Source organism: Chryseobacterium lathyri (assembly GCF_030812195.1).
GTDB lineage: Bacteria > Bacteroidota > Bacteroidia > Flavobacteriales > Weeksellaceae > Chryseobacterium > Chryseobacterium lathyri_A.
In genome coordinates this window covers 120,845-134,786 of sequence record NZ_JAUSSF010000003.1, presented here as the reverse complement: position 1 = coordinate 134,786, position 13,942 = coordinate 120,845, and the positions used below count along the sequence as shown (strand labels likewise).

13 protein-coding genes are annotated in these 13,942 nt (G+C 37.1%); 12 read left to right on the top strand and 1 reads right to left on the bottom strand.

Annotated features, from left to right (window positions below):
• Positions 1-9 precede the first annotated feature (9 nt).
• The 5 genes from J2T03_RS15795 to J2T03_RS15775 all read left to right on the top strand — a co-directional run bounded on the left by J2T03_RS15795 (position 10) and on the right by J2T03_RS15775 (position 6,230).
• Positions 10-963 (top strand): MvdC/MvdD family ATP grasp protein, encoded by a 954-nt coding sequence (locus J2T03_RS15795; protein WP_307212485.1) that lies wholly within the window; start codon positions 10-12, stop codon positions 961-963.
• The gene (locus tag J2T03_RS15790) at positions 960-1,964 is read left to right on the top strand and encodes an MvdD family ATP-grasp ribosomal peptide maturase (protein WP_307212482.1); all 1,005 of its coding nucleotides are present in this window, start codon (positions 960-962) and stop codon (positions 1,962-1,964) included. Before J2T03_RS15795 ends, J2T03_RS15790 begins: the two co-directional genes overlap by 4 nt.
• A 370-nt stretch (positions 1,965-2,334) precedes the next feature.
• The gene (locus tag J2T03_RS15785; RefSeq protein WP_307212478.1) at positions 2,335-3,348 is read left to right on the top strand and encodes an NAD-dependent epimerase/dehydratase family protein; all 1,014 of its coding nucleotides are present in this window, start codon (positions 2,335-2,337) and stop codon (positions 3,346-3,348) included.
• The gene (locus J2T03_RS15780; RefSeq protein WP_307212475.1) at positions 3,345-5,114 is read left to right on the top strand and encodes an AMP-dependent synthetase/ligase; all 1,770 of its coding nucleotides are present in this window, start codon (positions 3,345-3,347) and stop codon (positions 5,112-5,114) included. Before J2T03_RS15785 ends, J2T03_RS15780 begins: the two co-directional genes overlap by 4 nt.
• A gap of 57 nt (positions 5,115-5,171) precedes the next feature.
• Positions 5,172-6,230, top strand: coding sequence for a diphosphomevalonate/mevalonate 3,5-bisphosphate decarboxylase family protein (locus J2T03_RS15775; protein WP_307212473.1), 1,059 nt, complete (start codon positions 5,172-5,174; stop codon positions 6,228-6,230).
• 257 nt (positions 6,231-6,487) lie between these two features.
• Here J2T03_RS15775 and J2T03_RS15770 read toward each other — a convergent pair whose 3' ends face one another.
• Entirely contained in the window at positions 6,488-7,150 is a 663-nt protein-coding gene (locus J2T03_RS15770; RefSeq protein WP_307212471.1) for a DUF2461 domain-containing protein, read from the bottom strand.
• A 153-nt stretch (positions 7,151-7,303) separates the two neighbouring features.
• Between J2T03_RS15770 and J2T03_RS15765 the strand changes: the two genes are divergently transcribed.
• The 7 genes from J2T03_RS15765 to J2T03_RS15735 all read left to right on the top strand — a co-directional run bounded on the left by J2T03_RS15765 (position 7,304) and on the right by J2T03_RS15735 (position 13,941).
• Positions 7,304-7,441, top strand: coding sequence for a hypothetical protein (locus J2T03_RS15765; protein WP_307212469.1), 138 nt, complete (start codon positions 7,304-7,306; stop codon positions 7,439-7,441).
• A gap of 203 nt (positions 7,442-7,644) precedes the next feature.
• On the top strand, positions 7,645-9,354 hold the full coding sequence (locus J2T03_RS15760; RefSeq protein WP_306843774.1) for a DEAD/DEAH box helicase: 1,710 nt from the start codon (positions 7,645-7,647) through the stop codon (positions 9,352-9,354).
• Between the two features lie 150 nt (positions 9,355-9,504).
• Positions 9,505-10,143 carry a DUF47 domain-containing protein gene (locus tag J2T03_RS15755; RefSeq protein ID WP_116013646.1) on the top strand — a complete coding sequence of 213 codons (639 nt, stop codon included), beginning with the start codon at positions 9,505-9,507 and terminating at the stop codon, positions 10,141-10,143.
• Between the two features lie 18 nt (positions 10,144-10,161).
• The gene (locus J2T03_RS15750) at positions 10,162-11,304 is read left to right on the top strand and encodes an inorganic phosphate transporter (RefSeq protein ID WP_306843775.1); all 1,143 of its coding nucleotides are present in this window, start codon (positions 10,162-10,164) and stop codon (positions 11,302-11,304) included.
• Positions 11,305-11,409: 105 nt separating this feature from the next.
• Positions 11,410-12,381 (top strand): polyprenyl synthetase family protein, encoded by a 972-nt coding sequence (locus J2T03_RS15745; protein WP_306843776.1) that lies wholly within the window; start codon positions 11,410-11,412, stop codon positions 12,379-12,381.
• A gap of 80 nt (positions 12,382-12,461) precedes the next feature.
• Entirely contained in the window at positions 12,462-13,421 is a 960-nt protein-coding gene (locus J2T03_RS15740) for a GSCFA domain-containing protein (protein WP_307212466.1), read from the top strand.
• On the top strand, positions 13,414-13,941 hold the full coding sequence (locus tag J2T03_RS15735) for a DUF4269 domain-containing protein (protein ID WP_307212464.1): 528 nt from the start codon (positions 13,414-13,416) through the stop codon (positions 13,939-13,941). The genes J2T03_RS15740 and J2T03_RS15735 overlap by 8 nt, the downstream gene beginning before the upstream one ends.
• Position 13,942 lies beyond the last annotated feature (1 nt).

Genomic DNA, 13,942 nt, shown 5'->3' with positions numbered 1-13,942 from the left:
AACCGGCAAATGATTCTCTGCATTACCCACTCAAAGGATTTTTACAATATCGATATCTTTTTTGAATATCTTGCTTCTAAGGATGTTCCTTATTTCAGACTGAATTCTGACCGTATGAATCATCTTCAGAAGATCAGCGTGGATGAAAATTCATTTGAATTGACCGATGAGTATGGAAATACCGTTCACTCCAAAGATATCAAAGCAGTGTGGCACAGAAAGGCCTGGGGAATAACCGTTCCTGAAGAACTGGATGAAGATTACAAAAAAATATTCCTAAGTGCGTATGCAAATCTACGTTATAACCTGATCTCTGTTTTGGAAGATATTCCATGGATCAATCCCTATGAAAATGAAAGAAAGATTGATGGAAACAAAATGCTTCAGCTGAAAATGGCAAAAGAAAATAATTTGCCCATCCCTAAAACTATTTTTTCCAACGATGAACAAAAGATCACTGCCTTTTTTCATGAATTCTGCAATGGTAAAGCGGTTGCAAAACTTCACAGTCTGACAGCTAAAACCATGAATGGCGAGAATCTTATCTCAACCATGATCATTGAAGAAGATACCCTGGAGCATATTGCAGATATTACTTACTGTCCGATGATCTTTCAGCCTTATGTTGATAAAGAATATGAATTAAGAATCGTTTACATAGCCGGAGAGTTTTTTACCGGAAAAATCAATAATAGTGAAAATGCGGACTGGAGGATAGCTTATGGAAATTATGCATGGTCCGCCTATGAACTGCCGGAAAATGTCAGGGCCGGTCTTGCTTCCATGATGGAAAAAATGGGGCTTTATATCGGAGCCATAGACATGATTAGAGGAAAAGACGGAGAATATTATTTCCTTGAAGTAAATCCTCAGGGAGAATGGGGAATGCTCCAGAAAGAACTTGGATTTCCCATCGCAGAAAAAATTGCCGATAACCTTATAAAAAGAATCAATATCCAATGAATAAAATACTAATTATTACGCATACTCAAGATAATTTTTCAATTGATAAAGTAGCAGAGTACATAAAGAAAAACGGCTGTGAGGTCATTCGCTTCGATGTAGATCTGTATCCTATACAAAATAAACTGTCTACTGTATTTCAGGATGGTGAGTGGGTAAGTATCCTTGAAACCCAAGAGGCAAAACACCGTCTTGATGATATTGCTGCGGTTTGGTACCGGAGAGCTTATAACATAGGAAACGGGGTAAAAGAAGAAATGGATAAAAAATTCTACGGTGCCGCAATGGGAGAGATCCGTAACACACTTTTTGGATTTATAGAATCTGTAGATGCTTATGCATTGGGAAAACCGGGAGTTTACAGAAGGCTGGACAGTAAAGAAGAACAGTTGAAAATTGCTGTTAAACTAGGACTTAAGATTCCGGAAACCTGCCTGACCAATAACCCCGAAGAAGCAAGGCAATTCATTCTAAAGCATCAGAATGTAATAGCCAAAATGCAGACCGGTTTTGCTATCTATGAAGACGGCGTAGAAAATGTAGTTTTTACCAATGTAGTAAGTGAAGACAAACTTGAAGAACTGGATTCACTGGTATATTGCCCGATGCAGTTCCAGAAAAAAATAGAGAAGAAAAAAGAATTGCGTGTTACCATCGTAGGGCAGGACGTATATGCTTTTGAAATAGATTCACAGCAGTCTGAAGATGCAAAAGTTGATTGGAGAAAAGACGGGGTGAACCTACTTACTAAATGGGTGAGAACAGAGCTTCCTTCTGATGTTGAGGCAAAACTTCTGGAGCTTTTAGATGTTTACAATGTAGATTATGGTGCGATAGACATCATTGTTTCTCCCGAAGACGAGTACTATTTCATCGAGATTAATGCCGCAGGCGAATTTTTCTGGTTAGATAACTTAACCGAAGATAATCTGATTTCCAAGAGTATTGCAGATGTTCTTTGTGACAAGGCTCCCAGAAGGAATAATATGGTTCTGGCTTAGAAAGGGCATGACTACTTAAAACCACAAAAGTCACAAAGAATAACTAAAGTTTTAATCATTTTCTATAAAGAAATACGCGTAAGATAAAATCACAGATTTCCGGAAGCACTTTTCTATAGATAATTTAATAAATTAAGTATTAAAAAAATGTGACTTTTGTGATTCAAATTACTGATCTGTTATTCTACTGACAGAAAGATTGCTGCATATAAAGACCTTCATAATGATAATATTGGTTAAATTAAGTGGAATTCTGCTTTAAAAATTGCAAATTTGCATAAGCAGTTTTTCATAAATCTTTACAGAAAAAGGAAGAATTGCCGGATAGGAAATATTGTCATATTTTAGTCAGCAATCAAGTAAATAATTAATGATTTTTGTAACGGGTGCAACGGGAATTCTGGGAAGGGTGATCGTATTGGAACTTCTGAAAAAAGGAAAAGACGTACGTGCCTCCAAAAGACCGGGCAGCAATTTAAACGACGTAAGGCATTCTTATGGCTTCTATACAGAAGACCCTGATGATCTTTTTAATAGGATCGACTGGGTAGATGTAGATTTTGACGATCTGGACGCACTGCAGATTGCTTTAAAAGACGTAGAAGAAGTGTATCATTGTGCCGCAAAAGTAAGCTTTCATCCTCATGATGAAAAAGAAATGTACCATACCAATGTAAAAGGGACAGAAAATCTGCTGTTTGCATGCGAAGATTCGGAGGTTAAAAAATTTCTGCACGTAAGTACCATCGCCGTTCTGGATATTTTTAATGAAAATGGAGAACTAGACGAAAGTTCAGAATTTAATTCCAAAGAAGAACATTCTGCGTATGCCATCTCTAAACATCTTGCCGAAATGGAAGTCTGGAGGGCTTCTGCTGAAGGGCTGAACACCATAATTGTAAATCCGGGAATGATCATCGGAAGCGGAAACTGGGGACAGAGCAGTGGAGATATCTTTCCTACTTTTGAGAAAAATGGATTTACATTTTCCGGCGGAACAAGTTATATAGACGTAAGAGATGCTGCTCAAATTTCCATTGAGTTGATGGACAGGAATGCTTTCGGAGAACGTTTTATTCTTATTTCTGAAAATAAAAGATATGCTGAACTGGGAAAACAGATCAGGTCGCAGCTTGGTCTGAAAGATGCGAAGATCCTCACGAAATTTCAGCTGAATCTGGGAAGATTCGCTAATATCCTTTTTGGCTGGCTGATTCCGAAACTGAGAATCATCACAAAATCAAACGTTGAATCCATATCATCACTCAATACCATTTCCAACCAAAAAATTAAAAAAGAACTTGATTATCAATTTATTCCTGTAAAAGAGAGCATTGATTTTCATCTTAAAAATTATATTAACGACAAAAAGCTGAATTCATGAATCTTGCAGCAGCAATTATCCTTAAAAATGTAGAAAAACATCCGGTAAAATCAGCAATAGGCTTTAAAAAGAAAGACGAAGCCTGGAAAGAGCTGAGCTGGAAAAAATTCAGTGAAATCGTTTTTAAAACAGCAAATGCACTGAAAAATGCAGGAATTCAGGAAAATGATAAAGTAGCCATCTATTCGGATAATTCCTCTGAATGGATGATCTTTGACCTGGCTTCAATGGCCATTGGTGCTGTTACCGTACCTGTTTATTCCACCAATAATGCGGAGCAGGCAGAATATATCATTAATGATTCTTCCGCAAAAGCTGTGCTTGTTGGCAGCCAGGAGCAGTATGATGCATGCCTGGAACTTTTGCAGAAAGAAGAAAGCCTGCTGAAAACCATTATTGTTTCCAAAAAATCAGTTTGGATCAAGAAAGAATTCAATAGTTTTTATCTTGAAGACTTCATTGCAAAGTCCTCTTCTAAATTGGAGATCTGCAAAAAAGAATATGACGATACAGCTACGCTGATTTATACTTCCGGAACTACAGGAACACCGAAAGGTGTCATGCTTACTCATGGGAATTTCATCAAAGCTTTCGATTCCCACTTTGAATTTTTTAAATTCAAAAACTTTGAAGAAGAATTATCGTTGGCATTTCTCCCGCTGAGCCATGTTTTCGAAAGAAGCTGGAGCCTACTTTGTTTATATGGTGGGGCAAGAGTGTATTTCCTGGAAGATCCAAAGAATATTGCCAAAACCCTGGAAGAAGTAAAGCCTACCATGATGTGTGCTGTGCCGAGATTTTTCCAGAAAGTATATGCCGGAGTGCTGGAAAAAGCAGAAGAAGGTTCATCATTGAAGAAAAAAATCTTCAACTGGGCATTGGCAGCAGGGTGGCAGACTGCGGAACTGAGAAGAAACGAAAAACCGGTTCCTTTCGGGTTAAAAGTGAAGGAATCTGTAGCAGATATGCTGGTTTTCAGTAAAATTAAAGAAAAGATGGGTGGAAGGTTGTGGTTCTTACCTTGTGGAGGAGCATCCCTGTCACCTGAAGTTACAAAATTCTTTGATTCGGTGGGTATCCATGTCACGGTAGGCTATGGACTGACTGAAACAACAGCAACACTTACACTTTTCCCATTAACACATTTTGAGCACGGAACGAGCGGAAAACCTTTACCCGGTGTGGAGATCCGTATCGGTGAAAATGATGAGATCCAGACCAAAGGAAACGGCATCATGAAGGGATATTACAACAAGCCTGAAGAAACACAGAAAGTTTTCACGGAAGACGGTTGGTTCAAAACCGGAGATGCCGGTAAATTTGACGATAAAGGAAACCTGATCATCACAGACAGGATAAAAGACCTGATGAAAACATCCAACGGAAAGTACGTGGCCCCTCAGCAAATTGAGAATCTTCTTACCAATAATAATTTTATCCAGCAGATCATGCTTGTGGCGGAGGGCAGACAGTTTGTTTCAGCTCTTATCGTTCCCAATTTTGAGTTCTTGCAAGATTTTATGAAGAAAAGCAACATTCCTTTTACCAATTGGGAAGAAGCGGTGGAGCATGAGAAGATCATTGCTTTGTATAAAGAAAAAATTAAAGAATTACAGGTTCACCTGGCGGATTATGAAAAAGTGAAAAAATTCACATTAATGCCCGCCGAATTTGACATCAATACCGGCGAAATTACACCTACATTGAAGGTCAAAAGAAATGTGGTTCTTAAAAAATATGCAGCTATTATAGAGAAAATGTATTAAAAATAGAGCTTAATCGACTACAAAACGCACAAGAGTTTTATTATTTTAAATTACACTATGACAACACAGGAATTTTTAGGAAAACAAAATTTTACCATCCATACCCAGGCCGTTTCAGAAAGCTGCCCATCCAATATTGCCCTGATCAAATACTGGGGCAAATACGATAACCAGATTCCCGCCAACCCAAGTATAAGTTATACTCTGAATCATTGTAAAACCAATACTTCTATGGAATTTTTTGCGGGCGAAACATTCTCTGTGCAAACCTTTTTGTCGGGAAATGAAGAGGTGAAATTTGCTGAAAAAATAGAAAAATATTTTAGAAATATAGAGCAGTATCTTCCGTGGATACTGAAAGGGAAATATATCATCAGAACAGAAAATACGTTCCCTCACAGTTCCGGGATTGCAAGCTCTGCTTCCGGATTTGGGGCTATAGCTAAATGCCTGATGAAACTGGATAAGGAATTTTCAGGAAGCGAATCTGAAGAAGAATCATTAAGAAAAGCGTCATTTTTAGCAAGGTTGGGAAGCGGAAGCGCGTGCAGAAGCTTATACAACGGGCTGGTAGTTTGGGGAACATCAGATGAGGTAGAAGGAAGTTCGGACCTGTTTGCGGTAAAATATCCTGATACAGAAATTCATGATATTTTTAAAAACTTTAACGACTGGGTTCTGCTGATTCATGAAGGCCAGAAAAGTGTTTCCTCAACCGTGGGGCATGGCCTGATGAATACTAATCCTTATGCTGAAAGAAGATTTCAGGAAGCAAGAGATAACTTTGTTCCGATGAAAGAAATTCTTAAAAGTGGGGAGATAGGACAGTTTATCAAGCTTGTAGAACATGAAGCGCTTACTCTTCACGCCATGATGATGATGAGTGATCCTGCTTTTATCCTGATGAAAACCGGAACACTGGAAGTGATCAATAAGATCTGGGATTTTAGAAGGGAAACAGGTCTTCCGCTATTCTTTACACTAGATGCAGGAGCCAATGTTCATCTTCTTTTTCCAAACTGCGGATCCGAAGACAAGATTAAAGCTTTCATCGAAACAGAATTACTGCAGCATACCCAGAAGAATGGAGTAGTGAAGGATATAATGAAATTTTAAGGATAAAGGATAAAGAATAAAGAAAATCAATATCTGCTTGATCTGCTAAATCTACGAGAGACCTTTGCGCTTGCAGATTTAGCAGATCAAGCAGATTCTTTTAATACAAATTAAAAAAGACTGCAACAATTGATCAGACTATAATGTTTTAGCTTCATCAAATCAATGTGATTGATCTGTTCAACCTTAAAATTCCAAGCTAACTACCTTTGTGTTAAAAATATGCAGTTTTTACGCAAAGCAGGTTAATCGGAATTTTATTGAAAAGGTGCATTCAGGAAATCATTGAAAGGCTTCATAAGCTTAAAGATCTTGGTCATGTTTTTTATGGCATTTTTATCCAGGATTTCTTCATCCTTCATAGTATAGACCACAATAAAATTCTTTAATTTCAAATACTCACCCATAGGATCTTCTTTCTCAAATCCCTGAGGAATTTTTTTCAGCTTATCATCCTGATCCAGTTCTGCAAAATGCTTTTTGAACTCTTTTTGGTTGATGATCTTAAGAAAATCATCACCATACAACGAAATTTCTTTCCTCACTTCCTTCAGGACAGAAGATTCCGGCATATAGATACCGCCCGCCAGAAAAGATTTTCCCGGTTCCAGATGAAGATAATAACCTCCTTTCTGGCTCCCTTTACCCATACCGAGAGAGGCTCCGAAATTAGTCTTGTAAGGGGATTTGTCTTTTGAAAATCGGGTGTCTCTGTAAATTCTGAATAATGATTTTTTGCCGTCAATTTTTCCCAATGCTTCATCAAAACCGGACATTTCTTTGATCAGTCCGTCTAGAAAGGCAATAACATTTTCCTGGGCTGCTGTATAAAGAGCCTTATTTTCATTAAACCATTCACGGGTATTGTTTACAGTAAGATCTTTTAGAAAGGTTAGAGTTTCCGGCTTTATGATATTCATGTTTTAATGTTTAAGATGATATGCTGTTGAATTATTTAAGCCAAGTTAAAAAATAAACTGATGTTGACCAAAATTATACAGAGCATCGTATGCTTAAATAAAAGCAGCAATTACTACAGTTAAAAAAAATATAATTTATAAAAATAACTGAAGATGAAAGAAAAAATCCTTAATTATTTGAGTAATAAATACCTAAAAACTGTGGCGGTTAAAGGAAAGATCGGGATTGGGAAGAAAAATATTTTTAAAGAAAAATTTACCATGAATCATGTTATTTTTGAAAATTCATAAATAATACCGAAAAAATCAATCCAATTTAATAAAAAAAAATAATGTTTAACATGTTTTTAACGCAGGCCATGTTTTTTTGGATTTAATTTTTTAAAAATTAACAAAATATTAAAGGATTCTGAATTAAAGATTACATATTTAAAACTTTATTCAAAAACAAATCAAATATTTGTTGTATCTTTGCAAAAATTTTAAAATATTTAATGAATTTATTTACGGAGTCCAATTTAAGTCCTGATATCCTTAAGGCAGTTGGCGAACTGGGTTACGAAAGCCCGACAGAAATCCAAAAACAGACTATCCCTTTCATTCTTTCAGATATTCGCGATTTGATCGCACTTGCGCAGACAGGGACAGGCAAAACAGCAGCGTTTTCGCTTCCGATTTTGGATATGATTGACGAAACGAGTCGCAAAATCCAATTTTTGGTCCTTTGTCCGACACGGGAATTATGTCTTCAGATTTCTAAAGACATAAAAAATTATTCCAAGTACATGAAAGACATCAAAACCACAGCGGTTTACGGTGGAAGCAGTATTATGGATCAGATTCGTTCTTTAAAGGACAAACCACAGATTATCGTGGGTACTCCGGGAAGAGTAATCGACCTTATCAACAGAAAAGCACTTGATTTTTCGGCCATTCATTGGTTAGTTTTAGACGAAGCTGATGAAATGCTTTCTATGGGTTTCAAAGATGAGTTGGAAACAATTTTAAGTGAAACACCGGACACAAAGCAGACTTTCTTATTCTCGGCAACGATGAACAAGGAAGTGGAGAGAATTTCTAAAAATTATCTTACCAACCCGCACCGTATTTCTGTAGGTTCTATTAACGAGGTTAAAAAGAACATTAAGCATGAATATTATGTGGTAGGTTACCGTCAGAAAAAAGAAGCTCTTAAGAGATTAATTGATGCAAACCCTAACCAGTATTCTATTCTTTTCTGCAGAACAAGAATGGAAACTCAGGAAGTTGCAGATTTCTTGATGCAGAATGGTTATGCAGCGGATGCTCTTCACGGAGATCTTTCCCAGGCGCAGAGAGATACGGTAATGAAGAAATTCAGACTGAAAAACATTGATATCCTTGTAGCGACTGACGTTGCCGCAAGAGGATTGGATGTGAACTCTTTAACGCACGTTATCCATTATTCTTTACCTGATGATCCGGAAGTATTCGTTCACAGAAGTGGAAGAACGGGTAGAGCTGGAAAAGACGGTATTTCAATGGCTTTAATAAAGCCGGAAGAAAGCCGGAAACTGAAGCAGATCAAATCTGCAACTAAGATTGATATTGTAGAAAAATTTATCCCAACAGGTGATGATATTATCAAAGCTCAGGTTGGAGGAGTTTTCGAAAAATTATTTACAGAGCACGAAGAAGATATCTTTGAATTTAATGATAGCTTAATTCCTGATCTAAGTGCTTTCACTAAAGAAGAACTTGTTCATAAATTGTTACAGTTCCAGTTGAAAGATCTTGCGCTGTACTACAAAGATAAGCATGATCTTGTTGAGCAGAAGTTCAGCAGCAGAGATGATGATTACTCAAGAAGAGACAGAGGGCGTGACAGAGACAGGGACAGAGGAAGAGATCGTGGAGATCGTGACACCAGAGGAAGCAGAGATAGCAGAGACCGTGGAGGAAAGCCTAGAAGAAAGGACGAAAACATGGTGAGATTCTTCTTCAACCTTGGGAAAAAAGATCAGTTGAAAAAGCTTGATGTATTAGATATCATCAATAAAGCGACAGCCGGAAAAAGCAAAAAAAGAGCGGAAATCGGTGATATTGAAATCCTAGAAAAATTCTCTTTCTTTGAAGTGGAAAAATCATTTCAGGAAAATGTAATGAGTAATATTCCTTCAATGAAATTTAAAGGAAAAGAAATGAGAGCTGAAGTAGCAAACTAAGGCATCTCAAAGATATATAAAACCGGCTTTTAGCCGGTTTTTTTGTTTGATAATCAAGTGTTAACCTAATGTTAACAAAACTTAATGTTATATTGTTTCAGGGCAAATCCTTTTTTAAGAAATTTGCACTCAAATTATAAATACATAAAAATGGGGATTGGTAATATTTTCCACGCTTTTCAACCAAAAGATAAAATTTTCTTTGTGCTTTTTGAAAAAGTAACGGAGAACCTAGTTGCAATGTCTGAAGACTTTAATCACGGTATCAAAGATTTCGATCTTAACGATGATACAATGTTGAAAAGAATGAGTGACTACGAGCATAAAAACGATGAGCTTACCCATGAGATCTTTGTTGAATTAGGAAAAAACTTCATTACGCCGTTCGACCGTGAAGATATTCACACACTGGCAACCGGCCTTGATGATATCGCTGATTACATCTACGCTTCCACAAAATACATCTTCCTGTACAAATCGCCTGAAATGAAGGCTTATTCAGATTTTTCATTATTGATCCACAAGGCATGTCTTGAGATCCAGAATGCAATGAAAAACCTTAAGGGCTTCAAAAATATGGATCAGGTAAAAGAAGCATGTATCAAAGTGAACTCTATTGAAAACATTGCAGATGACCTGCTTTCCAACTCAATGGTAGATCTTTTTGAAACTAATGATGCCATTAACATTATCAAAGTTTCATCTGTACTTAATTATCTTGAAATAGTAACTGACAAAGCAGAGGATGTTGCCAACACGATTGAGAACATCATGATTAAATACGCTTAAACAATTATAACTTACGAAATGGAATTTCCGATTTTACTTACGGTTATTATTGCTTTGGCTTTAATTTTCGACTATATTAATGGTTTTCATGATGCAGCCAATTCAATTGCAACCATTGTTTCTACAAAGGTTTTAACTCCTTTTCAGGCTGTACTTTGGGCAGCACTCTGGAACTTTGCAGCATTTTTTATTGCAGCCTATATTATTGGCGAATTTAAAATTGGTAATACCATTGCCAAAACCGTTAATGAGAATTTTATCAACCTTGAAGTTATATTTTCAGGTTTGGTCGCAGCTATTGCATGGAACCTTTTAACGTGGTGGTTTGGGATTCCTTCCTCATCGTCACATACCTTAATTGGTGGTTTTTTGGGAGCAGCATTGATGAATGCTTTCATGCTGGATTATCATGATGTGGCCGTAGCACAACCAAATTTAGGCTTCTTTGAGACATGCAAGCATGCTCTTCATCAGGTAACGACACAGAGTGTTGTAAAATTTGAGAAAGTAATTCCTATCTTCCTGTTCATTTTTATGGCGCCGGTAATAGGGATGATTATTTCAATCATAATTACATTAATTATTGTTCACCTATACAAAAAGTCAAATCCACATAAGGCTGATCAGTCTTTCAAAAGATTACAGCTGGCTTCTTCAGCTTTATTTAGCTTAGGACACGGATTGAATGATGCTCAGAAAGTAATGGGAATCATTGGGGCAGCCCTGATCTACTATCATGTTGAGATGCTGCAGGATCCTGTATACCTGAGCATTCCTTCAGCAGGACGTTTTGATTACTTTGCAGAGCATTACCTTTGGGTTCCTTTAGTTTCTTTCCTTGCCATTGGTTTAGGAACCATGAGCGGAGGATGGAAGATCATCAAGACGATGGGAACTAAAATTACAAAAGTAACTTCTCTTGAAGGGGTAAGTGCTGAAACTGCAGGAGCAATCACATTATTCATCACGGATCACTTTGGTATTCCTGTATCTACCACACACACGATCACAGGTTCTATCATCGGTGTTGGATTAACAAAAAGAGTTTCTGCTGTAAGATGGGGTATTACAGTAAGCCTTCTTTGGGCTTGGGTACTTACAATCCCGATTTCAGCAATCGTTGCAGGAATTACTTACCTTATCGTAACATTTCTGACTTAATTTAAAAGTTCAAATACAGAATATAAACTTTGTCCTTCGGGACGAAGTTTTTTGTTTTATAAAGCCTTGAAAAATTGTATTTTTGTTTAAACTTAAAAAATTTTTATGGAATTTTTAGACAGATACCAGCAGATCGTTGCTGAAGCCATCACTAAGTATACTTTTAAAGACAAGCCCGCGGAACTCTATGACCCGATGAACTACATCATTTCCCATGGCGGAAAGCGTCTTCGTCCCATTATGGTACTGATGGCCTGTGATCTCTTCGGGGGAGACCTTAAACAAGCAATAAAACCTGCACTGGCCATTGAATTTTTCCATAATTTTACTCTTATCCATGACGATATTATGGATGAGGCTCCTTTAAGAAGAAATAAACCTACTATCCATACCCTTCATGGGATCAATGTCGGAATCCTTTCCGGAGACGGGCTGATGCTGAAAGCTTATAAGTTTTTCGAAGATCTTGAACCTGAAATTTTCAAGGCATGTATTAGGATCTTTACCCACACAGGACTTCTTCTGTGTGAAGGACAGCAATACGACATTAATTTTGAAACCCAGGAGAATGTAACATATGATGATTACATCAGAATGATTACTTATAAAACAGGAGTTCTGAGTGCATCTTCCTTTGAAATAGGGGCACTTATTGCAAAAGCCAATTTTAAAGATGCCAAAGCTATCTTCAATTTTGGAAAACATATCGGGATTGCTTTCCAGATCATGGATGATTATCTTGATGTATTTGGAGACCAGGCTCAGTTTGGGAAAAAGCATGCCGGAGATATTTACGAAAATAAAAAGACGGTGCTTTATCTTTTAGCCAGAGAATATGCTACTGAGGAAGAACGAAGAGAGCTGGACCACTGGTATGGGAAGAAAACCGATAATATTGATAAAGTATACGGAGTAGAAAAGATCTTTAGAAGAACTAAAGTGGATGAGAAAGCCTTACGTCTGATCGAAAAGCACAACGAAATAGGGCAGAGTTACCTCGAGAAGATTAACATTCCTGAAGAAAAAAAGAAACCTTTTATAGAACTGGCTAATTATCTGTTGAGAAGAGAGAGTTAATAAGATTGCAGATACTAGGTAGCAGGTTCATAGCCGTCAAACATCTGCTGCCAATTACCTGCTACCTGCTACCTAAGAAAATGAAATTCAGAACTGAAGTTGACATTCCCGAGTCAGAAAAAAAGATTGATGTTGAAGATAGAATATTTTCAATAGGATCCTGTTTTGCATCAGAAATGGCAGATTTGCTGGGTCAGGGGCAGCTTCAGACGGTCAATAATCCATTCGGAACTATTTTTAATCCCTTTTCGATCAGTAATGCCATTAAAAGGCTCCATGATTCAGAGTTTTATACAGAAGATGAGCTGATCACTTTTAACGACGAATTTATCTCCCTGGACCATCACAGCAGCTTCGACAGAAGATATGTCCATCAAACGCTGGACAGGATCAATATGGGGATAGAAGTAGGAAACAGTTTCTTACAGGATGCAGGATGGGTGATCATTACGTACGGAACTTCATTTATTTATGAATTCATCCCCAAGAAAAAACTGGCGGCCAACTGTCACAAGATTCCGCAGAAGTTTTTTGAAAAACGGCTGCTTTCCCATCAGGAGCTTACAGATTCCATCTATAATACGGTTTTAAACCTGAAAGATATCTGCAGGGATGATGTACAGATCCTGTTTACCGTGTCACCCGTACGACATACCAAAGATGGAATGATTGAGAATCAGCTCAGCAAATCCAAACTGATCACGGCTGTTCATGAAGCTCTTTTGCCGCTGGAAAACTGCCATTACCTGCCTATTTATGAAATACTCATGGATGATCTGCGTGATTACCGTTTTTATAAGGAAGATATGATTCATCCGACATCGCAGGCTGTTCATTACATCTTTGATAAATTCGGGGAAGCTTATTTTTCAGATGATACAAAAAGTTTTATCAAAGAAAATTTTAAGATCAGCAAAGCACTGGAACACAGGACTGATGATGAAAAGGATCCGAAATATATTGAGTTTAGAGAAAAATTAGGACGTAGAATTGAAGCCCAGAGAGAAAAAGTAAGGCATAAAATTTTTATAAATGATTGATTTCACGAATCTCAGTTATTTAAAATCCGGAAATGAAAAACAGAAAAGAGCTTATGAAGTTCTTGATAAATACCAGGTCTTTGAGAAATTAAAACCCTATTCTCCAGTTCTTGCCGGAACAATTCCGATTGAAATTGATATTGAAAACAGCGATCTGGATATCATTTGCGAAGTTGATCTTAAATCTGAAGAAGATTTCCTGGATTACATTATGTCCAGCCGGTTAATTCCTGTAGATACTGAAGTGAAAATTGAAAATAATATTATTAACGGAGAAAAAAGTATTGTTCTGAACTTTATGCTGGAAGAATTTCCAATAGAGATTTTCGGACAGAACAAACCCTCACTTGAACAGAATGCTTACCGGCATATGCTTGCTGAATACAAAATATTAAAGGAAAAAGGAACAGATTTTAAACATAAAATAATAGAACTTAAGAAACAGGGAATCAAGACTGAACCGGCTTTCGGTTTACTGATGGGTTTGAAAAGCCCTTATGAAGATCTGTTAAAATTTTAAG

What these genes read in the sequence shown, in the direction of transcription:
- J2T03_RS15795 (WP_307212485.1), top strand. Translation starts at nt 10, where the DNA reads ATGATTCTCTGCATTACCCACTCAAAGGATTTTTACAATATCGATATC.
- J2T03_RS15790 (WP_307212482.1), top strand. Translation starts at nt 960, where the DNA reads ATGAATAAAATACTAATTATTACGCATACTCAAGATAATTTTTCAATT.
- J2T03_RS15785 (WP_307212478.1), top strand. Translation starts at nt 2,335, where the DNA reads ATGATTTTTGTAACGGGTGCAACGGGAATTCTGGGAAGGGTGATCGTA.
- J2T03_RS15780 (WP_307212475.1), top strand. Translation starts at nt 3,345, where the DNA reads ATGAATCTTGCAGCAGCAATTATCCTTAAAAATGTAGAAAAACATCCG.
- J2T03_RS15775 (WP_307212473.1), top strand. Translation starts at nt 5,172, where the DNA reads ATGACAACACAGGAATTTTTAGGAAAACAAAATTTTACCATCCATACC.
- J2T03_RS15770 (WP_307212471.1), bottom strand. Translation starts at nt 7,150, where the DNA reads ATGAATATCATAAAGCCGGAAACTCTAACCTTTCTAAAAGATCTTACT.
- J2T03_RS15765 (WP_307212469.1), top strand. Translation starts at nt 7,304, where the DNA reads ATGAAAGAAAAAATCCTTAATTATTTGAGTAATAAATACCTAAAAACT.
- J2T03_RS15760 (WP_306843774.1), top strand. Translation starts at nt 7,645, where the DNA reads ATGAATTTATTTACGGAGTCCAATTTAAGTCCTGATATCCTTAAGGCA.
- J2T03_RS15755 (WP_116013646.1), top strand. Translation starts at nt 9,505, where the DNA reads ATGGGGATTGGTAATATTTTCCACGCTTTTCAACCAAAAGATAAAATT.
- J2T03_RS15750 (WP_306843775.1), top strand. Translation starts at nt 10,162, where the DNA reads ATGGAATTTCCGATTTTACTTACGGTTATTATTGCTTTGGCTTTAATT.
- J2T03_RS15745 (WP_306843776.1), top strand. Translation starts at nt 11,410, where the DNA reads ATGGAATTTTTAGACAGATACCAGCAGATCGTTGCTGAAGCCATCACT.
- J2T03_RS15740 (WP_307212466.1), top strand. Translation starts at nt 12,462, where the DNA reads ATGAAATTCAGAACTGAAGTTGACATTCCCGAGTCAGAAAAAAAGATT.
- J2T03_RS15735 (WP_307212464.1), top strand. Translation starts at nt 13,414, where the DNA reads ATGATTGATTTCACGAATCTCAGTTATTTAAAATCCGGAAATGAAAAA.